General features: G+C 72.6%; 22 protein-coding genes. 14 read left to right on the top strand and 8 right to left on the bottom strand.

What is annotated here, in order from left to right:
• Positions 1-30 precede the first annotated feature (30 nt).
• Entirely contained in the window at positions 31-918 is an 888-nt protein-coding gene (locus DMA15_RS25520) for an ATP-dependent DNA ligase (RefSeq protein WP_125515093.1), read from the top strand.
• 70 nt (positions 919-988) lie between these two features.
• Here DMA15_RS25520 and DMA15_RS25515 read toward each other — a convergent pair whose 3' ends face one another.
• Positions 989-1,594: a dihydrofolate reductase family protein gene (locus DMA15_RS25515; RefSeq protein WP_125515092.1), complete on the bottom strand. Its 606-nt coding sequence runs from the start codon at positions 1,592-1,594 to the stop codon at positions 989-991.
• A 175-nt stretch (positions 1,595-1,769) separates the two neighbouring features.
• Between DMA15_RS25515 and DMA15_RS25510 the strand changes: the two genes are divergently transcribed.
• Positions 1,770-2,198 carry a nuclear transport factor 2 family protein gene (locus DMA15_RS25510; protein WP_125515091.1) on the top strand — a complete coding sequence of 143 codons (429 nt, stop codon included), beginning with the start codon at positions 1,770-1,772 and terminating at the stop codon, positions 2,196-2,198.
• 57 nt (positions 2,199-2,255) lie between these two features.
• Here the strand turns inward: DMA15_RS25510 and DMA15_RS25505 are convergent, their stop codons facing one another.
• Positions 2,256-3,065, bottom strand: a complete 810-nt coding sequence (locus DMA15_RS25505) for a nuclease-related domain-containing protein (protein ID WP_125515090.1) — start codon at positions 3,063-3,065, stop codon at positions 2,256-2,258.
• Positions 3,066-3,364: 299 nt separating this feature from the next.
• On the opposite strand from DMA15_RS25505, the gene DMA15_RS25500 reads away from it, so the two are divergent.
• The 7 genes from DMA15_RS25500 to DMA15_RS25470 all read left to right on the top strand — a co-directional run bounded on the left by DMA15_RS25500 (position 3,365) and on the right by DMA15_RS25470 (position 10,100).
• Positions 3,365-3,889 carry a hypothetical protein gene (locus DMA15_RS25500; RefSeq protein ID WP_125515089.1) on the top strand — a complete coding sequence of 175 codons (525 nt, stop codon included), beginning with the start codon at positions 3,365-3,367 and terminating at the stop codon, positions 3,887-3,889.
• A gap of 39 nt (positions 3,890-3,928) precedes the next feature.
• A complete protein-coding gene (locus DMA15_RS25495; RefSeq protein WP_346428924.1) occupies positions 3,929-4,651 on the top strand; it encodes a class F sortase in 723 nt (240 codons plus the stop codon).
• 71 nt (positions 4,652-4,722) lie between these two features.
• Entirely contained in the window at positions 4,723-5,445 is a 723-nt protein-coding gene (locus DMA15_RS25490) for a hypothetical protein (RefSeq protein ID WP_125515088.1), read from the top strand.
• A complete protein-coding gene (locus DMA15_RS25485; protein WP_125515087.1) occupies positions 5,442-6,746 on the top strand; it encodes a HAMP domain-containing sensor histidine kinase in 1,305 nt (434 codons plus the stop codon). The genes DMA15_RS25490 and DMA15_RS25485 overlap by 4 nt, the downstream gene beginning before the upstream one ends.
• Before the next feature lie 94 nt (positions 6,747-6,840).
• Complete coding sequence (locus DMA15_RS25480) at positions 6,841-7,194, top strand: SH3 domain-containing protein (protein WP_125515086.1); 354 nt, start codon at positions 6,841-6,843, stop codon at positions 7,192-7,194.
• Between the two features lie 75 nt (positions 7,195-7,269).
• Positions 7,270-8,634, top strand: a complete 1,365-nt coding sequence (locus DMA15_RS25475) for an FtsW/RodA/SpoVE family cell cycle protein (RefSeq protein WP_125515085.1) — start codon at positions 7,270-7,272, stop codon at positions 8,632-8,634.
• A complete protein-coding gene (locus DMA15_RS25470) occupies positions 8,631-10,100 on the top strand; it encodes a penicillin-binding transpeptidase domain-containing protein (RefSeq protein ID WP_125515084.1) in 1,470 nt (489 codons plus the stop codon). The genes DMA15_RS25475 and DMA15_RS25470 overlap by 4 nt, the downstream gene beginning before the upstream one ends.
• A gap of 51 nt (positions 10,101-10,151) precedes the next feature.
• Here DMA15_RS25470 and DMA15_RS25465 read toward each other — a convergent pair whose 3' ends face one another.
• Positions 10,152-11,261 (bottom strand): ferritin-like domain-containing protein, encoded by a 1,110-nt coding sequence (locus DMA15_RS25465; protein WP_125515083.1) that lies wholly within the window; start codon positions 11,259-11,261, stop codon positions 10,152-10,154.
• 125 nt (positions 11,262-11,386) lie between these two features.
• Here DMA15_RS25465 and DMA15_RS25460 point away from each other — a divergent pair, with 125 nt between their 5' ends.
• The 4 genes from DMA15_RS25460 (at position 11,387) to DMA15_RS25445 (ending at position 14,817) form a co-directional block, all read left to right on the top strand.
• Positions 11,387-12,325: a diiron oxygenase gene (locus DMA15_RS25460; protein WP_125515082.1), complete on the top strand. Its 939-nt coding sequence runs from the start codon at positions 11,387-11,389 to the stop codon at positions 12,323-12,325.
• An 81-nt stretch (positions 12,326-12,406) separates the two neighbouring features.
• A complete protein-coding gene (locus DMA15_RS25455; RefSeq protein WP_125515081.1) occupies positions 12,407-13,132 on the top strand; it encodes a TetR/AcrR family transcriptional regulator in 726 nt (241 codons plus the stop codon).
• A gap of 24 nt (positions 13,133-13,156) precedes the next feature.
• Positions 13,157-13,429 carry a hypothetical protein gene (locus DMA15_RS25450; RefSeq protein WP_125515080.1) on the top strand — a complete coding sequence of 91 codons (273 nt, stop codon included), beginning with the start codon at positions 13,157-13,159 and terminating at the stop codon, positions 13,427-13,429.
• A 287-nt stretch (positions 13,430-13,716) separates the two neighbouring features.
• Positions 13,717-14,817 (top strand): C40 family peptidase, encoded by a 1,101-nt coding sequence (locus DMA15_RS25445; protein WP_240660262.1) that lies wholly within the window; start codon positions 13,717-13,719, stop codon positions 14,815-14,817.
• Here DMA15_RS25445 and DMA15_RS25440 read toward each other — a convergent pair.
• From DMA15_RS25440 to DMA15_RS25420, 5 genes are read right to left on the bottom strand one after another with little or no spacing between them, the layout of a single operon-like run.
• Positions 14,787-16,025: a styrene monooxygenase/indole monooxygenase family protein gene (locus DMA15_RS25440; protein WP_125515079.1), complete on the bottom strand. Its 1,239-nt coding sequence runs from the start codon at positions 16,023-16,025 to the stop codon at positions 14,787-14,789. The two genes, DMA15_RS25445 and DMA15_RS25440, sit on opposite strands and share 31 nt — an antisense overlap.
• A 31-nt stretch (positions 16,026-16,056) precedes the next feature.
• The gene (locus DMA15_RS25435; RefSeq protein WP_125515078.1) at positions 16,057-16,674 is read right to left on the bottom strand and encodes an ATP/GTP-binding protein; all 618 of its coding nucleotides are present in this window, start codon (positions 16,672-16,674) and stop codon (positions 16,057-16,059) included.
• Positions 16,655-17,077 (bottom strand): DUF742 domain-containing protein, encoded by a 423-nt coding sequence (locus DMA15_RS25430; RefSeq protein ID WP_125515077.1) that lies wholly within the window; start codon positions 17,075-17,077, stop codon positions 16,655-16,657. The genes DMA15_RS25435 and DMA15_RS25430 overlap by 20 nt, the downstream gene beginning before the upstream one ends.
• Positions 17,074-17,571, bottom strand: a complete 498-nt coding sequence (locus DMA15_RS25425) for a roadblock/LC7 domain-containing protein (protein WP_125515076.1) — start codon at positions 17,569-17,571, stop codon at positions 17,074-17,076. The genes DMA15_RS25430 and DMA15_RS25425 overlap by 4 nt, the downstream gene beginning before the upstream one ends.
• Before the next feature lie 8 nt (positions 17,572-17,579).
• Positions 17,580-20,321, bottom strand: a complete 2,742-nt coding sequence (locus DMA15_RS25420) for a nitrate- and nitrite sensing domain-containing protein (protein WP_125515075.1) — start codon at positions 20,319-20,321, stop codon at positions 17,580-17,582.
• Positions 20,322-21,010: 689 nt separating this feature from the next.
• Between DMA15_RS25420 and DMA15_RS25415 the strand changes: the two genes are divergently transcribed.
• On the top strand, positions 21,011-21,856 hold the full coding sequence (locus DMA15_RS25415; protein ID WP_125515074.1) for a protein phosphatase 2C domain-containing protein: 846 nt from the start codon (positions 21,011-21,013) through the stop codon (positions 21,854-21,856).
• Positions 21,857-21,881 lie beyond the last annotated feature (25 nt).

Raw genomic sequence — 21,881 nt, 5'->3', positions numbered from 1 at the left:
CCCGCCGGCCCCCACTCCCCGAGCCCCGCGATGAATCTGTCGTTGCCCGTTCGGGTCGCCCTCGCGGAGGGTGTGACCGCGCTGCCCGAAGGGGGCGGCTGGGCCTTCGAGCCCAAGTTCGACGGGCACCGGCTGGTCGTGCTCCGGGACGAGCGGGGCCGGGTGGTCCTCCAGGCCCGCTCCGGGCGGACCGTCACCACCGCCTTTCCCGACCTCGCCGAGGCCGCGGCCCGGCTGCCCGAGGGCACCGCCCTCGACGGCGAGGTCGTCGTCTGGTCCGGCGGGCGCATCGACTTCGCCGCCGTGCAGCAGCGCGCCGCCGCCACCCGCGCCCGTGCCGCCGTCCTCGCGCGCACCCTGCCCGCCTCCTACGCGGCGTTCGACCTGCTCGCGGAGGCCGGCGAGGACTGCCGCCGACTGCCGTACGAGGAGCGGCGCGCCCGTCTCGTACGGCTGCTGGCGCCCTGGGGCCCGCCGCTCCAGGCCGTGCCGTCGACTACCGACCGCGACACCGCCCTGACCTGGTACGACACCCTGACCGCCACCGGCATCGAAGGCCTGGTGATCAAACGGCTCGACGGCGCGTACCGGGGCGGCACGCGCGCGTGGCTGAAACTGCGGCACAGCGACACCCGGGACGCGGTGGTGGTCGGCTGCACCGGCAGCCCCGCCCGGCCCCAGGCGCTGGTCCTCACCCTGCCGGGGGACGGCACACCGGTGGTGTCGTCACCGCTCTCCCCCGCCGTGCGGTCCGCCGCGGCGCGGGCGCTGCCCGATCCGGTGGGCGAGGGCGTGGCGACCGCCATCGGCATCGGCGACGTCACGTACGCGGCGCTGCCCGCGGAGCCGGTGGTGCTGGTCGAGGTACGGCAGAACACGACGCGGCACGCGACGGCGGTCGTGGTCCGTTTCCGGTGAGGGTTTCCCGCCACGCCGGACCCGCGGCTCTCCGGACCGGCGGCCGTCCGGACCGGGGGACGGGACGACGTTACGCGGGGATGCCGAGCGGCGGGCCCTCCAGCACGCGGGGCTCGTACTCGACCATCTGGATGCGGCCGTCGAAGGTGCGGTGCTCGGTCATCTCGAGGGCGACGTCCGGATAGCCGTCGTAGATGCGTTCGTCGCCCGTGGCCCCGGTGATCACCGGGAACATCACGACCCGGAAGCGGTCGACGAGTCCGGCCCGCAGCAGGGACCGGCACAGGCTGAGGCTGCCGATCGTGCTGAGGAGCCCCGTGCCACTCGACTTCATGGCGCGGACCGCCTCGACGGCGTCGTCGCGGACGAGCGTGGAGTTGGCCCACGTCAGCGGCGCCTCGAGTGAGGAGGAGAACACCACCTTGGACGCTCGCGTCAGCTCGTCGACGGACGCTTCCTCTTCGGGCCGGAACTCGTCCTGGCCGGCTGGGACCTCGCCTGCGGCGAAGCCCGACATCAGGCGGTAGGTGTTCGCTCCCATCAGATAGGTGGCCTCGGGCTGCTCGCCGAGCCACGCGAGGTACTCCGGGCCCTCGAGACCCCAGAACCCGGGCCATCCCTCCCCCGACGCGCAGCCGTCGAGAGAGGTGATGAAGTCGACGAGGAGCTTCGACATGGCGGTGTCCTTTCGTGGGTGTCATGAGCTTGGACCGGGCAGGAGCCGCAAACTCATCGGTCGCTCCGGGGTGACCGGCATCACACCTAATCAAGTTTGACTAGAGCGCCTCGGCGGCATACCTTCTCTGTCGTAGTCAAAGTTGATTAGCCCGCATCTGCAACGAGGAGACCGCGTGACCTTCCTTCCCGAGACCGGATACGTCCCGACCGACGAGGACCGCGCGAGCCTGGACGCCTGGTTCGCCGAGTACGACGCGCACAGCGCGAAGCGCGATGTGGAGCGCATGGCCGACCTGGCCGTCTTCCCGCTCAATCTCGTCAGCGACGACTCCGCGGGCGACGGGCGGTCGGCGCAGTGGAGCCGGGAGCAGTTCGTGCAGACGATGACCCATGTGATGGGGGACGGCAGCGAGGACATCAGCTTCGAGTCCACGCGCACGCCCGTCTTCCTCTCCCCCGCCATGGCGGTCGTCTTCACCGACTCGGTGATGACGGCGAACGGCGAGACGCAGCAGCTGCGGTACGCCGACATCCTGATCAGGCGCGGCGGCTCCTGGGCCTTCCAGACCATGGTCCAGGGCGGCTGGGGGGACAACCTCTGACCGGGCGATCCGGGACACCCCGGCGGCCAGGGTGATTCGAGTGACCCTGGCGGCGGTTCAGACCCGCCGCCAGGTGTGACGGTCCCTGGCCAGGGCGTGCAGGGCCTCCACATCGGCCGGTTTCAGTACGCCCCCGAGGCGGCCCAGCGTCGGCAGGTCCGCCTCGCGCAGCACCCGCACGTCGCGCGGCGGCGCCGCGACGGCCGGGTCCGGAGCCCCCGCCCCGGCCAGCGCGAGGACGGGGCGGACCTCGGCCGTCAGAGCGAACGAGGCGCGGCCCGCGTCGGCGCGGAGCGTCCGCAGCAGCGGCACGGGTGCGCCCCGGCCGACCGTCACCATCGGGTCGGCGATGCGGACCCGCTGCTTGCGCACGGCGAGGGTGCCCACACAGAACAGGCCCCCGGGGCCGATCAGCAGATGGTGGATGCGGGCCCCGCCGGGCAGCGGCAGGGAGTGCAGTACGCGCCAGCCCGCGCCTTCGAGGCCGTCCAGCGCGTCGCCGACCGCCTGTTCCGCGGCGAGGGCGCGGTGCCGCGGGTCGGCGCGCAGCCTGCGCGCGGGCGCCCGGTCGCGCTCCAGGGCGATGTGCAGGGCCTCGCCGGGGCGGTTCGGCGCGAGGTCGTCGTCGGGGTGCAGGGCGAGGCGGGCCAGCTCGCCGCGGGTGGGCACCGGCGGCGGGCCCACCGTGACCTCACCGGTGAGGAAGGGCGCGAGGGCGCGCAGGACGTCCGCCTCGCGGTCCTCGCTGAGCAGGTTCACCCGGGACGAGTCACGGTCGTACCACGCGACGCTCCCGCCACCCGGGAGACAGACGTACAACCGCTCCTGCCCGTGCCGCCAGGCCGGTACGACGCGCAGGCCGCTCATGCCGCATCACCCCCCGACCATGGGACCAGCCCGCACGCCGCCGGGGCAAGAACCCGGCCGCCGCGCGAGCAGGCCAGGGCGACGAGTTCGCGCCGCCCCCGCCCGGAACGCGTCCGACGCCCCGCGCCCCTCGCCTTCCGTAACAGCACCGCCCGCACAGCTATGGCGTGCTGTTACATAGCTGCCGAATCGCCGCAATAGCGGACATCTAACTTCGTAGGTGTCCACTCGACCGCACCGGAGCCGTCCACCCCAGCGCCCGGAGCGACCGGCAGCCGTCCGACCGTAGGGAACGTCCCGTGAGCACCCACCGCCGCCAGACCGTCCTCCGTACCGCCGCCGTCTCGGCCCTCGTCGGCGGCGCGCTGCTCGCGCCGGCCGCCGGGGCCCTCGCGGCCGCGCCCGCGCCCGCGCCGAAGCCCACCGCCGCCCAGATCTACGACGTCACCCTCGGCGACGGCGCGAAGGCCGACGTGCGCAGCCGCGACGGCTCGTACGTGGCGACGATCTCGGTCAAGGGCGAGCAGATCGCCACGCTCTCCGCCACGCACCCCACGGTCACCGAGGGCGGCGTGCGCTACGAGCTGTACCCGTCCAACGGGCACATCGGCATCACGCACCTGAAGGGTGAGGACACCAAGGGCAAGGACAAGAAGGGCGGCGACAGGACCGCGGGCGCCCCCAAGGGCGGCGTCAGGGCGGGCGCCGAGGGCGTGCCGAGCACGGGCGACCCGGCGTTCCTCGTGGCGGGCGGCGGGATGGCGGCGGCCGGCGCCGCGGGCCTCGGCTTCGCGATGCTGCGCCGCGGCCGCACGGACTCCTGAAGCCCCTCGCCCCCCTGCCCCCACTCCCTAGGAGCCCCCGTGAGCGCCCCCGCCGGTTTCGAGCCCCACCCTGAGCCCCAGACCCAGACCCAGACCCAGACGCACCCCGAGTCCGGGCCCGCCTCCCGCCCCCGCGGCGAGCCGGACCGGCGGCCACCCCGCACCGGCCGTGTCGCGGCCGTCGCGGCCCTGACCGCCGCCCTCGGCATCGGCCTGATCGCCTGCGGCCAGGGCGGCAAGGGCGATACGGCCCCGGACGTCAAGGTGAACAACGCCGCGACCGCGCAGGCGAAGCAGGCCAACGCCCCGCTGAAGAAGTCCCGGCCCACCGGCCTGCGGATCCCGGCGGCGGGCGTCGACGCGACCTCGATGCTCGACCTCGGCGTGGACGCCGACCAGGAGCTGGAGGTGCCGCCGGTGGACAAGGCGGAGGAGCCGGGCTGGTGGACCGGCGGGGTCACCCCGGGCGAGAAGGGCGCCGCCGTGATCGTCGCGCACTACGACACCGCGAACGGCCCCGCGCTGATGAGGAACGTCGCGAAGGTCGGCGTCGGCGACACCGTCGAGGTGCCGCGCGCGGACGGCAGCACGGCGACGTTCAAGGTGCGGGAGATCCAGCAGGTGGACAAGAAGGACTTCCCCACCAATAAGGTGTACGGGGCGACCGGTCGACCGGAGCTGCGCCTGCTGACCTGCGGTGGGCCGATCGTCGGCGGCCACCGGTCTGACAACATCATCCTCTACGCCGACCTGGTGTCCTGACAGCCGACCTGGTGTCCTGACAGCGCGCCGGGCGCCACGACGAGCCGCGCCCCGCGGCAGGCAGGAGTGCAGTGAACCGCAGCCGGCTCGCGCTCACCGCGGCCTTCGCGGCCCTCGCCGCCGCGCTGGCGGGCGGCTGCGGTGACCCCGGCGGGCTGCGCGGCGCCGGTGCGACGCCCACCGCCCAGGGCCCCACGCACCTCTGGCCCGACCTGCCGCCCCCGTCCGCGCCCGCCGAGGACTACGGCGCCATAGAGAGCGTGCGGGTCACGGGCGTCAAGGTGCCCGGCGGCGATCTGCGCAAGGTGGACCCGGCCGACGTCGTCCGCGCGGACTTCGAACAGAACCCGGGGACGTACGACCCCTCGGACGCCTCGTACAAGGAGACCGTCGAGCGGCTCGACGACTGCGCCGACGACGACTCCGGCGCGCGGAAGCGGTGCCCGGTCCTCAAGGCGTACTACCGCGATCTGACCGGCGACCGCAAGGACGACCTGATCGTCGGCGTCTCGACGCCCGACGACAACCTCGACATCCGCGTCTACGCCGAGGAGGAGCGGCGGCTGACGCAGATCATGGAGATGAGCGACGCCGTGCTCGGCGTCGAGCTGGCCGGGCGCGACCTGATCATCCGCGCGGTCTCCAGCCTGCCGGGGTACGAGTACCACACGGTCTGGTCGTGGGACTCGCACCAGAAGACGATGCTGCCCAAGCGCGACGAGATCGTCCGCTCCGGGAACGCGCCCCGCCTCAAGACGCCCCGGCCCGCCCCTTCCGCGAGCGACGGCCGATGAGCCACCGACAGCCGCGCGGGCCGCGGCTTCCCGCCTGGACGGCGACGCTCACCTGGAAGGCCGCCGTCTTCATCACCGTCATGTGCTGCGCGCTCGCCGCGCTGCTCGGCGCGCTCGTGCACGTCTCGGTGACCAACCAGACCGTCGGCCAGGCCCGCGAGCGGGCCCTCGACCGGCTCACGGAGGTCACCGAGCGCTACGAGGCGGGCGACCGGCTCGGACCCGGCGCGGGCGTGGACCCGCCCGGCCTGCCCGGCGGGCTGCGCAGGCTCGCGCTGAGCGGGGAGCGCGGCACGATGGTCGCCGCCCACGAGTCCCGGCCGACGATGTGGGCGGCGGGCCCCGCCGACGGGCACCGCGCCATCGCCGTCCAGGTCGACTACGCCCAGGGCGCCCGCACCATCGACGGGCTCGACCGGGCGATCCTCGGCTCCTCCGTCCTCGCGATCGGCGCGACCTTGCTGGTCGGCGCCTTCGCGGTGACACGGGTGACCCGGCGGCTGCATCAGACGGCGCAGGTCGCCCGGAAGATCAGCGCGGGCGACCTCGACGCGCGCGTCAACGACCCGCGCACGAAGGGCCCCACCCGGCACCAGGACGAGGTGGCCGCGGTCGCCGGGGCGCTGGACACCATGGCCTCCTCGCTCCAGGGCAAGCTGCTGAGCGAGCAGCGGTTCACCGCCGACGTGGCGCACGAGCTGCGCACGCCGCTGACCGGGCTGCACGCGGCGGCCGAGCTGCTCGAACCGGGGCGGCCCACCGAGCTGGTGCGGGACCGGGTGGCCGCGCTGCGCACGCTCACCGAGGACCTGCTGGAGATCTCCCGGCTCGACGCGAAGAGCGAGCGGGTGGATCTGGACGCCCACCACCTCGCTCCACTGGCGGAGCGTGTGGTGCGGGGTTCCGGTGAGGGGACGGAGCTGGTCGTCGTACGCGACGTCTGTGTGGAGACCGACCGGCGGCGCCTGGAGCGGGTGCTCGGCAACCTCGTCGCCAACGCGCTCAAGCACGGGCGCGCGCCGGTGCTCGTGACCGTCGACGGGCCCGTGGTCACCGTGCGGGACCACGGCGACGGCTACCCCGACTACCTGGTGGAGCACGGCCCGCAGCGCTTCCGCACCGAGGGCACCACCAAGGGGCACGGGCTCGGGCTGACGATCGCGCTCGGCCAGGCGGCGGTCCTCGGGGCCCGGCTGACCTTCACCAACGCCTCCGACGGCGGGGCGGTGGCGACGCTGCGGCTGCCCTTCGAGGAGTGCGGGGACGCGGACGAGCCGCAGGGGCCCGAAAGCGGTACGTGAGCTTGTGCGCGCCCATCGTGTCGCTTTAAGTGTGAATTGCGGCCTTTGAGCATCCGTCATGAGCCGCCCGACCCGACTCCCCCGAGGAGGCCCCATGCCCTCGAAGAGGACCACCGCCGCCCGGCTCGGCATACTCGCCGCCGGCAGCGCGCTCGCCGCGCTCACCGCCACCGGCCCCGCCGCCGCCCTGGACGCCGCCGACAAGCACCCGCCCGTCTACAAGGGCCGGGTGACCGCCAAGTCCGGGCTGCTGCTCCGGGAGACCCCGACCCGGGGCGGCCGCGTGGTCCGCCATGTCCCCCACGGCAAGGTCGTCACCATCTTCTGCAAGACGAAGGGCGGCCACGTGGGCCGCACCAACCACTGGTACCTGCTCACCGACGGCACCTGGGCCTGGGGTTCCGCGCACTACATCGCCAACATCGGCAAGGCACCGCGCTGGTGCTGACGCCCCGCCGCGAGGCTCGGCCGACATAGACGACATAAGCGGACTTGAGGGCGGGTTGCTTGCTACGTTCCCGGCATGACCGGAACAAGAGCGGGCTCCGCACCCCCCGCGGTCCCCGCCGTCCGTGTCCCCCGGCGCCGCGGCACCGAGCTGGCCCTGCTGATCGTCGCCGTACTGCTGTCCGTGTACGGCTACTGCGATGTCGGCCTCGCCAAGAACGGCACCGTCCCGCCCGGCGCCGCGGGCTACGGCGCCGGGCTCGGCGTGCTCGCCCTCCTCGCGCACCTCGCCGTCCGCCTCCGCGCCCCCTGCGCCGATCCGCTGCTGCTGCCGATCGCGGTCCTCCTCAACGGCCTCGGCCTCGTCCTCATCTACCGCCTCGACCTGGAGACCCCGAACGACGAGGCCGCGCCCGCGCAGCTGATCTGGTCGACCGTCGGCGTCGGGCTCTTCACCGCCGCCGTGCTCTTCCTGCGCGACCACCGCGTGCTCCAGCGCTACGCCTACCTCTCCGTCGTCACCGCGCTGATCCTGATGATCGTGCCGATCTTCTTCCCGGCGGTGAACGGCGCCCGGATCTGGATCAGGATCGGCGGGTTCTCCATCCAGCCGGGCGAGTTCGCCAAGATCCTGCTCGCGGTCTTCTTCGCCAGCTACCTCGCGGCCAACCGCCACGCGCTCGCCTACACCGGCCGCACCCTGTGGCGGCTGCGGCGCCTCCAGCTGCCCACCGGGCGCGTCCTCGGGCCCATCGTCGCGATCTGGCTGCTGAGCGTCGGCGTCCTGGTCCTGGAGCGCGACCTCGGGACCTCGCTGCTCTTCTTCGGCCTCTTCGTGATCCTTCTGTACGTCGCCACGGGCCGCCTGGGCTGGATCGCGGTCGGCCTGCTGCTCGCCGCGCTCGGCGCGTTCGCGGTCGGCTCGCTCGAACCGCACGTGCACAGCCGCGTCCAGGACTGGCTGCACCCCTTCGCCTCCATCGACGCGGGCGACGGCCCCAACCAACTCGCCCAGTCCCTCTTCGCGTTCGCCGCGGGCGGGATGCTCGGCACCGGGCTCGGGCTCGGCCACTCCATCCTCATCGGCTTCGCCGCCAAGTCCGACTTCATCCTGGCGACCGCGGGCGAGGAGCTGGGCCTCGCCGGGCTCTGCGCGATCTTCCTGCTCTACGCCCTTCTCGTCGAGCGGGGCTACCGCGCGGGGCTCGCCCTGCGCGACCCCTTCGGGCGCCTCCTCGCGGTCGGGCTCGCCTCGATCGTCGCGCTCCAGGTCTTCGTCATCGCCGGGGGCGTCATGGGTCTCATCCCGCTCACCGGCATGGCGATGCCGTTCCTCGCGCAGGGCGGTTCGTCGGTCGTCACCAACTGGATCATCGTGGCGCTGCTGATCCGGGTCAGCGACTCGGCCCGCAGCCAGCCCCTCGGGGAGGTCGCCCGGTGACCCGGTACATCCGGCACGCCGCCGCCTTCTGCGCGCTGCTGCTGCTCGCCCTGCTCGTCAACGCCACCCGCGTCCAGGTCGTCGACTCCGACTCCCTCGACCACAACCCCGCCAACCGCCGCCAGGCCATCGCCCGCTTCGGGCAGCCGCGCGGTGACATCCTGGTCGACGGGCGCCCGGTCACCGGCTCCAAGGACACCGGGGAGCAGCTGCGCTATGAACGTACGTACAAGAACGGGCCGTTGTACGCGCCCGTGACCGGCTTCGCCTCGCAGGTGTACGGCACCTCGTTCCTGGAGGACGCCGAGGACGACATCCTCTCCGGCACCGACCCGATGCTCGCCCCGCTCCCCCTGTGGAACGACGTCACGCGCGCGCAGAACCCCGGCGGCAAGGTCGAGACGACGATCAGGGCGGCGGTGCAGCAGGCCGCCTACGCCGGGCTCGGCGGCAAGCGGGGCGCGGTGGTGGCGATCGAACCGGCGACCGGGAAGATCCTGGCGCTGGTCAGCGCGCCCTCCTACGACCCGGAACGGCTCTCGGGGACCAGCCGGACGGTGGCGGACGCCTGGACCGAGCTGAACGGCTGGCCCAGCAAGCCGATGCTGAACCGCGCGATCCGCCAGACCTATCCGCCCGGCTCGACGTTCAAGGTGGTCACGGCCGCGGCCGCGCTGGAGGCGGGCGTCGTGACCGACCTGGACGCGCCGACCAAGTCCCCCAGCCCGTACACCCTTCCGGGCACGAGCACCCAGCTGACCAACGAGGTGGACGGCTGCGTCAACGCCTCCCTGCGCACCGCCTTCCGGTGGTCCTGCAACACGGTCTTCGCCAAGCTCGGGGTCGACACGGGCCTGGGGGCGATGGTGGGCACCGCGCGGGACTTCGGCTTCAACGACCGCGGCCTGCGCATCCCGTCGTCCGTCGCGGCCAGCAACTTCGACACCACCCTGGACAAGGCGCAGCTCGCGCTCTCCTCCATCGGCCAGTTCGACACCCGGGCGACGCCCCTTCAGATGGCGATGGTCTCGGCGGCCGTCGCCAACGGCGGTTCCGTCAAGTCGCCCTACCTGGTGGACAGGACGACCACGGCCGACGGTGATGTGCTCGACTCCACGGGCACCAGGACCCTGCGCCAGGTGATGAGCCCGGGGACGGCGGCGCGACTGCGCGAGATGATGACGGAGGTCGTCGAGAAGGGCACGGGCACTAACGCCGCCATTCCGGGGGCGACGGTGGGCGGCAAGACGGGCACGGCGCAGCACGGCGTCGACAACGCCGGTACGCCGTACGCCTGGTTCGTCTCCTGGGCCCAGGGCGCCGACGACCCGGAGCCCGCGGTGGCGGTGGCGGTGGTCGTCGAGGACGCGTCGGCGGACCGCGGCGACATCAGCGGCGGCGGCAGCGCGGCGCCGATCGCGAGGGCGGTGATGGAGGCGGCGCTCAGCGGCGGCGCAGCGCGGTGAGGTCGACGTCGAGGGGGACCCGTCGAGTGACCGGCGCACGCCGCGTTGACCTCACTCCGGTGCGCCGCCGGCCGCGATCGCGTCGTGGACCTCGTCGAGCCGTTCCCTCTCCTCCGCGGCGAAGCGCTCCGCGTCCAGTTTCTCGGCGACCTCCTCGTCCTGGGCCATGAGCTGGTCGAGGCTGGCGTCGCCCATCTCGAAGACGCCCATGTCCACGTAGGCCTGCTGGAGGCGCTTGCCCCACAGGCCGATGTCCTTGACGCACGGGACGATGCGGCTGAAGAGCAGCCGGCGGAAGAGGGCGAGGAACTCGGACTGCTCGCTGTACTCCTCGGCCTGCGCCTTGGGGATGCCGAAGTCCTCCAGGACCTCGACCCCGCGCAGCCTGTCGCGCATCAAGTAGCAGCCCTCGATGACGAATTCCTCGCGCTCGCGCAGCTCCGCGTCGGTGAGCTGCTTGTAGTGGTCGCGCAGCGCCATCCGCCCGAACGCCACGTGCCGGGCCTCGTCCTGCATGACGTACGCGAGGATCTGCTTGGGCAGAGGCTTGTCGGTGGTGTCGCGGATCATGCCGAACGCGGCGAGCGCGAGGCCCTCGATGAGGACCTGCATGCCGAGGTAGGGCATGTCCCAGCGGGAGTCGCGCAGGGTGTCGCCGAGGAGCGACTGGAGGCTGTCGTTGATCGGGTAGAGCATCCCGATCTTCTCGTGCAGGAAGCGGCCGTAGATCTCGGCGTGCCGCGCCTCGTCCATGGTCTGGGTCGCGGAGTAGAACTTCGCGTCGAGGTCGGGGGCCGACTCGACGATGCGGGCCGCGCACACCATCGCGCCCTGCTCGCCGTGGAGGAACTGGCTGAACTGCCAGGAGGCATAGCTCCTGCGCAGCTCCCCCTTGTCCTTCTCGGTCAGCTTGGCCCAGTGGGGCGTGCCGTACAGCGACAGGGACTCGTCGGGGGTGCCGAGGGGGTCGAGCGGGTCGACCTCCAGGTCCCAGTCGATGCGCTTGGCGCCGTCCCACTGCTTGTCCTTGCCCTTCTGGTAGAGGGCGAGGAGACGGTCGCGCCCTTCGTCGTACTCCCAGCTGAAGCGGGCCGAACCGGCCGACGGGACCTGCCAGTTGGGCTCACCAGGGGACCTGGTGTAAAGCTCGTGCGTCGACATACGGGCAGGCTCACACGCTCCTAGACGCAGGGTCAACAAGTCGTGCGCGGGGGATTGACGGTCTTACTGACAGGCAGTCTCATAAGAGGTGACCGCTGGTAACCCGCGACAAGTCAGGAACAGTCATGACGACCGTGACGGAAGACGTTTCCCTCCAGGGTCTGCGGGACGCGCTCGGCCTGCTCAAGGACCGGGAACAGGTGGCCGTCCGGCTCCTGGAGTCCTCCGCCAAGCACTCCTTCGCCCCCGACAGGGAACTCGACTGGGACGCCCCCGTCGAGGAGGGCAAGTGGTTCTGGCCGCCGGAGCTGGTCTCGCTCTACGACACCCCGCTGTGGAAGCGGATGTCCGAGGAGCAGCGGATGGACCTCGCCCGGCACGAGGCCGCCTCGCTCGCCTCGCTCGGCATCTGGTTCGAGATCATCCTCATGCAGCTGCTCGTGCGGCACATCTACGACAAGTCGGTGACCAGCGCGCATGTGCGGTACGCGCTGACCGAGATAGCCGACGAGTGCCGGCACTCGATGATGTTCGCGCGCATGATCGAGAAGGGTGGCGCGCCGACGTACCCCGTCACGCGCCTCAACCACAACCTCGCGCGCGTGCTGAAGACGGTCTCCACCACGCCGGGTTCCTTCGCCTGCACGCTGCTCGGCGAGGAGATCCTCGACTGGATGCAGCGGCTGACGTTCCCGGACGAGCGCGTCCAGACGATCGTGCGCGGCGTGACGCGGATCCACGTGGTGGAGGAGGCGCGGCATGTGCGGTACGCCCGCGAGGAGCTGCGGCGCCAGATGGTGACGGCGCCGCGCTGGGAGCGGGAACTGACCCGCCTCAGCTGCGGGGAGGCCGCGCGGGTCTTCTCCATAGCGTTCGTGAACCCCGCCGTCTATACGAACGTGGGCCTCGACCGGCGCGAGGCGGTGGCGCAGGTGAGGGCGAGCGGGCACCGCCGGGAGGTCATGCAGACGGGGGCGAAGCGGTTGACGGACTTCTTGGATGACATTGGGGTCATGAGGGGGGTGGGGCGGCGGCTCTGGAGGTCTTCGGGGTTGCTGGCGTAACGCTTGGCTGCGGGCTGTGTGTGGTTGCTCGCGCAGTTCCTCGCGCCCCTGGAAGGCGCGGGGCGAGTTACGCTGCGAGGCATGACCTCGCCTGCCAGCACGCGTGCGTACCGCCGCCTGAGCGTCGAGGCGCGGCGGCGGCAACTGCTCGACTCCGCGCTCTCCCTCTTCGCACACCGCGCGCCCGAGGAGGTCAACCTGGACGACGTCGCCGAGGCCGCCGGTGTCTCGCGGCCGCTCGTGTACCGCTACTTCCCCGGCGGCAAGCAGCAGTTGTACGAGGCCGCGCTGCGGTCCGCCGCCGACGAACTGGAGCAGTGCTTCGCCGAGCCCCCGGACGGCCCGCTCACCCAGCGGCTCTCCCGCGCGCTCGACCGGTACCTGGCCTTCGTGGACGAGCACGACACGGGATTCAGCGCACTGCTCCAGGGCGGCAGCGTGGTGGAGACCTCCCGGACCACCGCGATAGTCGACGGCGTACGCAGAGCGGCCGCCGACCACATCCTCACCCACCTCGGCGTACCGGACCCGGGCCCGCGCCTGCGGATGACGGTACGGATGTGGATCACCGCGGTGGAGGCCGCATCGCTGATCTGGCTCGACGAGGAGAAGCAGCCGCCGCTCGACGACCTGCGGGACATGCTGGTGGAGCAGTTCATGGCGGTGCTCGTGGCGACGGCGGGCCGCGACCCGCAGACGGCGGAGGTCGTGCGGTGGGCGCTGGGCCTGGAAACGCGGGAGGGCCCCGTCGGCTCCCTCACGCGGCGCGTTCTTCCCGTGCTGGCCGACGCGGCTCACCTGCTGTGACGCGCCTGGTGTGACACTGGTGGCGTGAAGAGCGAAGAGACCCCCTTCGTGGGTGGCCCCCTGGACGGCCGCGTCCTCCCCATCCTGCTCGGCCCGACCGGCCACCCCCCGAAGACCTACCGCGTCCCGGTACCGGACGACGCGGGCGGCCCCCCGACGATCCTGGTCTACCGCCGCGTACCAGCACCCACAGGCAAACGCCACACGCTCACCCCGAGGTGGCAGTACGAGTACGCCCCCGAGGGCGACAAGGACGGCGGCCTGAAGTGGCCCTGGTCAAAGCCGAACAAGCCCTGAGCAGCCACGCCGCCACCCGCAGAAGCGCCCCGTAAGGGGCGCGGGGAACTGCGCGAGCAACCACGAAGCACCCGCAGCGACACAACGCAACCCCCCACGCCGCCACCCCCTGGACGAGTGACCCGGTTCGGCCGCCCGCCGAGCCCCGGGAGGCGCCCCCCAGCCCGAAGCCACATGCTCGCGGCGAGCGCGAAGGAAGTCCCTCCGCGCGCCCCGGAGGTGATGACGTGTCAAAAAGGCTGCCCCCCTGGACCTGCACAGCCGCAGCCCTAGGCACCCTGTGCGCAATCACACCCACCGCGCCCCCCGCCCAAGCGGCCCCGGAGCCAGAAACCCGCCCCGTAGCGGAGCTGCTGACGGACCTTCAGCGCCTGTACCGCACCACCGAAGAGGCAACGGAGACGTACAACGCCACCGAGGAGAAGCTGAAGGAGCAGCGCGCGAGGTCCAAGGACCTCGCCGAAAAGCTGGCGAAGGCCCGCGCCTCCGCGAGGGACAGCCGCGGCGACGCCGGCCGCCTGGCCCGCCAGCAGTACCAGAACGCCACCGCCCTCTCCCCCTACGTACGCCTCCTCCTGGCCCGCGACCCCCAGCGCGCCCTCGACCAGGGCCACGTCATCCAGCGGGTGGCCGCGGGCCGCGCCGCCACCGTGGAGCGCCTGGCCGAGGGCGAGCAGCGGGCGGACGCGCTGGCGAGGGCGGCGAAGAAGGCGCTGGCCACGCAGACCGCCCTCGCCGCCCGGCAGAAGCGGCAGCGCGACAAGGTCGGCGACCGGCTCAAGGAGGTCCAGGAGATGCTCTCCGCGCTCACCCCGGACCAGCTGGACGCCCTGCGGGAGGCGGAGGACGCGGGGACGGCGAAGGCCCAGCGCGCGTTCATGGCGTCCGGCGCGCTCAGCGGCAGCCGGGCCACGCGGGCACCCTCGCACCAGGGCGACAAGGCCCTGGAGTTCGCGGTACGGCAGATCGGGCTGCCCTATGAGTGGGGCGCCGAGGGCCCGGACGCGTACGACTGTTCGGGCCTGACCTCACGGGCCTGGGCGCACGCGGGCCGCGAGATCCCCCGCACCAGCCAGGAGCAGTGGGCCGAGCTGAGGCGCGTCCCGCTCTCGAAGCTGCGCCCAGGCGATCTCGTCGTCTACTTCCCCAGGGCCACGCACGTGGCCCTGTACCTGGGCGACGGGAAGGTCATCCAGGCGCCGCGCCCCGGAGGCAGGGTGAAGGTGTCACCGATCGCGGCCAACCCCGTGCTCGGCGCGATCCGGCCCGACCCCGGGGGCCGCCCCATGCGGGGATACGTCCCGCCGAAGCTGCCCGAGGGGGCGACCTCGGGCAGCGACCTGGGGTACAGCGGCGATCAGGCGCCGGACGCGACCGACTCCAGGTAGGCGGCGGCCTTGTCCGGGTCGTAGAAGAAGTTCTCGAAGTCGGCCGGGTCGTTGAACCCGTTGGCGAACCGGTCGGCGACCGGCTGGAGCTGGCCCGCCGCGCCGAGGATGTTCAGGACGTGCTCCGGCGGCGCGCCCAGCATCGCGTTCGTCCACTTGGTGACCGACTGCGCGGTGTCCCAGTAGCGGTCGAAGGCCGACTGCATCCACGCCTCGTCGAACGGCTTGTCGCCGTGCTCGACGATGGAGGAGATGTACGAGGCGGCGCACTTGGACGCCGAGTTGGAGCCCTGCCCGGTGATCGGGTCGTTGGCGACGACGACGTCCGCGACGCCGAGGACCGCGCCGCCGCCGGGCAGCCGCCCGATCGGCTTGCGCACGGTCGGGGCGTACCGCCCGGCGAGCGTGCCGCCCGCGTCGGTCAGCTCGACCTTCGTGGCGCGCGCGTACTCCCAGGGCAGGAACTTCTCCAGGAGTTCGAGGGTGAGCGCCAGGTGCTCGCTCGGGTCCTTGACGCCCTGGAAGACGTCGAGGGGGCCGCCGGGCACGCCCTCCCAGAAGAGGATGTCGGCGCGGCCGGAGGTGGTGAGGGTCGGCATGACGAACAGCTCGCCGACGCCGGGTACGAGGTTGCAGCGCACCGCGTCGAACTCGGGGTGCTCCGGGCGCGGGCCGAGCCCGTGGACGTACGCGACCGACAGGGCCCGCTGCGGCTCGGTGAACGGTGAGCGGGCGGCGTCGCGCTCGAACATCGACACCAGCTCGCCCTTGCCGGCCGAGACGAGCACCAGGTCGTAGGCGCGCGAGAAGTAGTCGAGGTCGGAGACCGCGGCGCCGTGGATGACCAGCTGGCCGCCGCGCTGGGCGAACGTCTCCATCCAGCCCGCCATCTTCACGCGCTGGTCGACGGATTGGGCGTACCCGTCGAGCTTGCCGACCCAGTCGATCACGCGGGAGCCGTCGGGCCCGGCGACCGAGACGCCGAGGCCCTCGATCCTCGGGGCCTGCGACTCCCAGAAGTTCGCCTGGATGTCGCGCTCGTGCTGGAGCGCGGTGTCGAACATGCACTGGGTGGACATGACCCGCCCGGACCGGATCTCGTCCGCCGTGCGGTTGGACATCAGGGTGACCTCGTACCCCTGTGCCTGGAGCCCGAGGGCGATCTGGAGCCCGGACTGCCCGGCTCCCACGACAAGTATCTTCCGCATGAGGGTCCTTCTCTTGACTCAGGGGTGACGTCTACTCGGGGGTGACGTCGAGCGCGTGGCCGACCAGGGCGAGCAGCGACTCGATCACCGAGATCCGCCGGCGTGCGTCCATGATCAGCACGGGTATGCGGGCGGGCACCGTCAGCGCCTCGCGCACATCGGCCGGCTCGAACTTCTCGCTGCCGTCGAAGTGGTTGACGGCCACGATGTACGGCAGGCCGCAGCTCTCGAAGTAGTCGAGCGCCGGGAAGCAGTCGGACAGGCGGCGGGTGTCGGCCAGTACGACGGCGCCGATCGCGCCGCGCACCAGGTCGTCCCACATGAACCAGAAGCGCTGCTGGCCGGGCGTACCGAAGAGGTAGAGCACCAGGTCGTCGTCGAGCGTGATGCGGCCGAAGTCCATGGCGACCGTGGTGGTCGCCTTCTCGGGCGTCCCGCTCAGGTCGTCGGTGCCGGCGCTCGCCTGTGTCATCAGCGCCTCCGTCTGGAGGGGCGTGATCTCGGAGACGGCGGTCACCAGCGTCGTCTTGCCGACGCCGAAGCCGCCCGCCACCACGATCTTCGTGGCGATCGGGGCACGTGACCTGTCCGTCTGCCAGGCCTGCAACTGACCCTCGTTCTCGAGGAGTTCAGAGACGGCGGAGTCCACTCAGCACCCTTTCCAGCAGTGCGCGGTCGGGCTGTCCCGGGCCGTGGCCCGTACCGTACACGCGGATCTTTCCCTGGTCGGCGAGGTCGCTGAGCAGTACGCGGACCACGCCGAGCGGCATCTTGAGGAGCGCCGCGATCTCCGCGACCGTGCGCATGCGACGGCAGATCTCGACGATCGCCCGCATCTCGGGCATCACCCTGGCAAGCGTGCCCTTGGGCAGTTCGCGGCGCTCCTCGGCGGCCTCCAGCTCGGGGTGGCTCGCCACGAAGGTCTCCACGAGCAGGACGTGGCCGAACCTGGTCCGGCCGCCGGTCAGCGAGTACGGGCGCACGCGGGCGGGTTTCCGGTCGCCGCCGCGCTGCGGCAGCCTCGGTGTGCTGGTCCTGCGGCTGCCGCTCATCGGGCGTCCTCCATCGACTTGCGCAGCTCGCTGCGGAGTTCGGGGGTGAGGACGTGCCCGGCGCGGCCGACGAAGAGCGCCATGTGGTACGCGACGACGGTCATGTCGCAGTCCGGCGTGGCGTGCACGCCGAGCAGCGAACCGTCGCTGATCGACATGACGAAGAGGCTGCCCTCCGCCATCGCGACCACGGTCTGTTTGACTCCGCCGCCGTCCATCAGCTTGGCGGCGCCGATGGTCAGGGAACCGAGTCCGGAGACGATGGTGGCGAGGTCGGCGCTGGAGCCCCTGGGGCCCGTGGGGTTCGGGGCCGGGCGTTCCACGTTCCGCTCGGGGTCGGAGGAGAGCAGCAGCAGTCCGTCGGAGGAGACCACCGCGACGGAGAGGATGCCGGGCACCTCCTCCACGAGGTTCGTCAGCAGCCAGTGCAGATTGCGGGCTTCACTGCTCAGGCCGTATGTGGCGGGTCCGGCGGAAGAACTGGGCGTGCGCATGGGCGCAGTCAACTGCTTGCCTCCTCGACTGAGTCCCCCATTACGTCTGCGTCATTTACGTTCTTTGCGTTACTTTCCGACGGCTTGGCCGGATCTGATCCGGCGGCCGGTTCCGTTCCGGCCGCCAGTTCGGCTTCCACGTCCCGTCGGCCGCTCTGCGCGCCCTGGTGGAAACCGCCGAGGCGGCGGCGGAGCGCTTCGGCGTCCACGGAACCGCTGCGCTGCTCGGGCGCGGCGGGCGTGGGCGCGGTGATCTTCGGGGTGCGCTTGGGGAGCCCCTTGTCGGTGACGCGCTCCCACTTGGGGGGCGCGGGGGGCTCCTCCCGCGGAGCCGGTGCCGCCAGCTCCATGGTGGTCTCCGCCGAAGGCGCGGGCTCCGGCTCCGGCGTGGGCTCGGGCTCGCTCCTGGGCTCGGGCTCGCTCCTGGGCTCGGGCTCGTCCGCAGGCTTCGGCAGGGCCGTCTCCAGCGTCCGCTCGGCCGCCGCGATCAGCGGATCCTGATCGCCTTCGGCGGTACCGGCCAACCGCCCCGGGATGACGTTCGAGTTGGCCTCGGCCTCCGACCCCGGCAGGTGGACCAGGGGCTCGCCGCCGCCCCGCGCCGGGGCGGGGACCACCGGCGTCGAGGGCGCCTGAGCCAGGATCGGCTTGGGCAGCACCACGACCGCCGCGACGCCGCCCTGCTTCTGCTCCCGCAGCCGCACCCGCGCCCCGTGCCGCGCCGCGAGCCGCGCCACGACGTAGAGGCCGAGGCCGAGGCCGTCCCCGCTCTCCTGGTCGTACGCGTCGTCGGGGTCGAAGTCCGTGAGGCGGGCGTTCAGCTCGCGCATGCGGTCCTGGCTGACGCCGATGCCCTCGTCCTGGACGGAGAGCATGACCTCGCCGCTCTCCAGGAGCCATCCGGAGACCTCGACGGAGGCGTCGGGCGGGGAGAACGAGGTCGCGTTCTCCAGGAGTTCGGCGGTGAGGTGGCTGATGTCGTCCGCGGCGAAGCCCGCGATGTGGGCGTGCGGCGGCAGCGTGGCGATGCGTACGCGCTCGTACCGCTCGATCTCCGAGACGGCGGCGCGTACGACGTCGACGAGCGGGACCGGGCCGGGGTGCTGGTGGCCGTGCTCGGCCCCGGCGAGGACCAGCAGGTTCTCGCTGTGGCGGCGCATGACCGTGGCGAGGTGGTCGAGCTTGAAGAGGGTGGCGAGGCGGTCGGGGTCCTGCTCGCGGTCCTCCAGGTTCTCGATCACGGCGAGCTGGCGCTCGACGAGGCCGAGGGTGCGCAGGGCCAGATTGACGAAGGTGCCGTGGATGGACTGGCGTACGCGCTCCAAGTGCACGGACGCCTCGGCGAGTTCGGCGCGCAGGGCCTCGCGCTCGTCGGCCATGGACCGGCGCTTGCCGATGAGGTGCTTGCGGTCCTTCTCCAGCGTGGCCAGGCGCTCGGTGAGGGCGGCGGCGTGGCCGTGCAGGGCGTTGACGGAGCGGACGACCTGGGCGAACTCGTCGTCGCGGCCCGTGAAGCGGATCGGCTCCTGGGGCGCGGGCTCGGTCGCGAGGCGGGCGGAACCGAGCCGCAGGACGGCGAGCGGGCGGGTCAGCGAGCGGGCCATCGCCATGGAGACGCCGACCGCGACGAGCAGCAGGACGCCGACGAGCGCGGCGCGGATCTCCAGCGCCGTGACGTCGTCGTCGCGCAGCTGGGCGAGCTGCTTGGTGCGGTCGGCGCCGAGCGCGGACTCGGCGCCGCGCATCGTCTCGATGCGGGCGGAGAGCGCGGCGTCGAGCTTCTCGCGGTCGGTGCGCCGCTCCTCGGCGGAGAGCGTGGGCTGGTCGGTGAGCCGGGAGAGGTACTTCTCCGCGGCGGTGACCTCGGGGCCGGTGACGGTCGAGTCGTACGTGGTACGGGCGGAGTCCCCCGCGGCGTCCCGGAAGTCGGCGAGCGCGGCCAGCTCGCGGATGTGGGCCTGCTGGGCGGCGGTGCTGAGGCCGTCGCGGCGCTTGCCCGCGGCCGGGGTCTCGTCCGAGCCGGTCGCCGGGAGGCCGGTGACCGGGTCGATCGCGGGGGCGGTGGAGCCGGGGACGGCGAGTGCGGCGAGGAGGAGGCCGCGGGCGGCGGCGGCCTGCTCGACGGCGTGGTCGAGGTCGGAGAGGGCGAAGGCGCCCTTGTTGGCCTCGGGCGGCAGCTGCTCGGCCAGGTCGCGGGTGAGGCCGTGGAGTTCGGTGATGACCTTCGTGTACGCCTCGTGCGCTTCGAGGGCGGTGCTCTTGCCGGTGAGCGCGGCGCGGCGGACGGCGGCGATGTCGGCCAGCTCGCCGCGGAGCCCGGCGGGGGCGTCGGCACCGCGCAGCTCGTCGATCTGCCGGTCGACGCGGGCGCTGCGGCTCTCGGAGAGGCCCTTGCCCTGGGGGCGGCCGGAGGCGATGAAGGAGGTGACCTCGTCACGCTCGTCGGCCAGCGAGTGCCCGAGGGAGACGGCCTGCTGGGTGTGTTCGGCGAGGGTCACCAGGCGCTGGGTGTCGTTGAGCCGCCCGGACGCGGCGACGATGGCGGGCGCCCCGGCACCGGCGATCGCGGCGGCGACGACGGCGACGGCGACGATCAGCCGATTGCGCACACGGGCGGTGGGCTTCTTGTTTACACCGGCGGCGCCACCCTTGGCGGGCTGCGCACCGGTGCCGGTGTCCCCGGCGGGGGGTGTGGGGGCGGTGTGCTCGGCGGAGGGCGTGGGGGTGGCCTGCGACCCGACGGGGGGCATCTCAGCCGCCCCCGCCTGCCCCGCAGGGGTACCGGACGCCGACTGACCGGAGGCCGGAGACTGCCCCGCAGGGGTGCCGGACGCCGACTGACCGTTGCCCGGAGACTGCCCCGCAGGGGTCGCCGTCGTGTCAGGCCCTTCCGGCCGCCCCGCGGCGAACGGATCCGGCGTGGTGGAGGCGTCCGTACCCACGGACGGGGCCGCGTCCCCGACAGCCGCCGCCGCAGGCTCGGCACGGTCGGTCGGGGTGGTCGCGCCCGGCGTGGCCCCTTCCGGGGCCGTCTGCTTGCCTTTGCGCCCAGGCCGCATCATCTGCACCGGTGCTCGCATTCCTGTTTTTCGTCTGCCCTAGGGCCCGGGTGACGATCCGTCAACACGAGCGCGCCCCCGGTTACGGCACCTGACCCTTCCAGCGCCGGTGAGTGGCGGTCGCGCATCGCCTGCCTGGCCACCCGAAGGAGTGAACATCGGTGGGGAGTTGGCGGGCAAGTCCCGAGGTTATCGGCGACCGGCATATGCGGGGCGCCGGTTGGACGTCGCCGACCGGCTTTGGCAGGATGCGCCGCCACACCCCGGCGGAGTTGATCATTCCGGTCCAATTCCGGCGCACGGCCCGCTGGTCCGGGCCAACCCACCGCCCGGGGCCCGCTTCCGGTGACCCCCACGGAGGCCTCGTGCAGACTGGCCGGATGCGCATCGAACTCGCCACTGAGCCCGGAGACCCCGCACGCCCCAACGAGGACTACGCCTCGGTCGCGCTTCCCGCGTCCGGACAGGGCGGATCGCTCGTCCTCCTGGACGGCGTGACACCGCCGGAGGGTTCGGTGGGCTGTCTGCATTCCGTCCCTTGGTTCACCGCACGTCTCGGCGGCGCCCTGGGTGAACTGTCCGTTTCGCGACGGGATATGACGCTCCCTGAGATCTTGGCGGCCGCCATTGCGCGTACCGCCGACGCACATAGTTCAACCTGTGACCTTTCTCACCCACGCACCCCTCAGGCAACGGTGGTACTCGTGCGCTGGGACGCCGAACGCGTCGAGCACCTGGTCCTCTCCGACTCGGCGCTCCTCATAGCGCGCGTCGGCGGCGAGGTGAGCGCCATCCTCGACCGGCGCCTCGCCGCACTGCCGCCCGCCGTACAGGCCCTGCGCGAGCAGGTGCGCGCCCTGCCGCGCGGCTCGGCGGAGCGGGAGGTGGCGGGCAGGGCGTACGGAGCGGCGGTCGAGGCACTGCGCAACGCGGAGGACGGCTTCTACACGGCCGCCGCGGACCCCTCGGCCGCCCTGCGCGCGGTCACCGGCGAGATACCGCGCGCGGACGTGACGGCGGTGACGGCGCTCACCGACGGGGCGACGCGCTGGGTCGAGACCTTCCGCGAGGGCGACTGGCGGGAGTGCTTCGCGCTGCTGCGCAAGGAGGGCCCGCAGCACCTGCTCGACCGCGTACGGGAGCTGGAACTCGCCGACCCCGACCGCCTCGCCTTCCCCCGCGGCAAGCGGCACGACGACGCGGCGGTGGTGTACGTGGAGCTGTGAGCCCCGAGCCCGAGCCCAGGAGGCC

The organism is Streptomyces sp. WAC 01529 (assembly GCF_003945545.1).
Classification (GTDB): domain Bacteria; phylum Actinomycetota; class Actinomycetes; order Streptomycetales; family Streptomycetaceae; genus Streptomyces; species Streptomyces anatolicus.
This window is presented reverse-complemented; position numbering and strand designations above follow the sequence as displayed.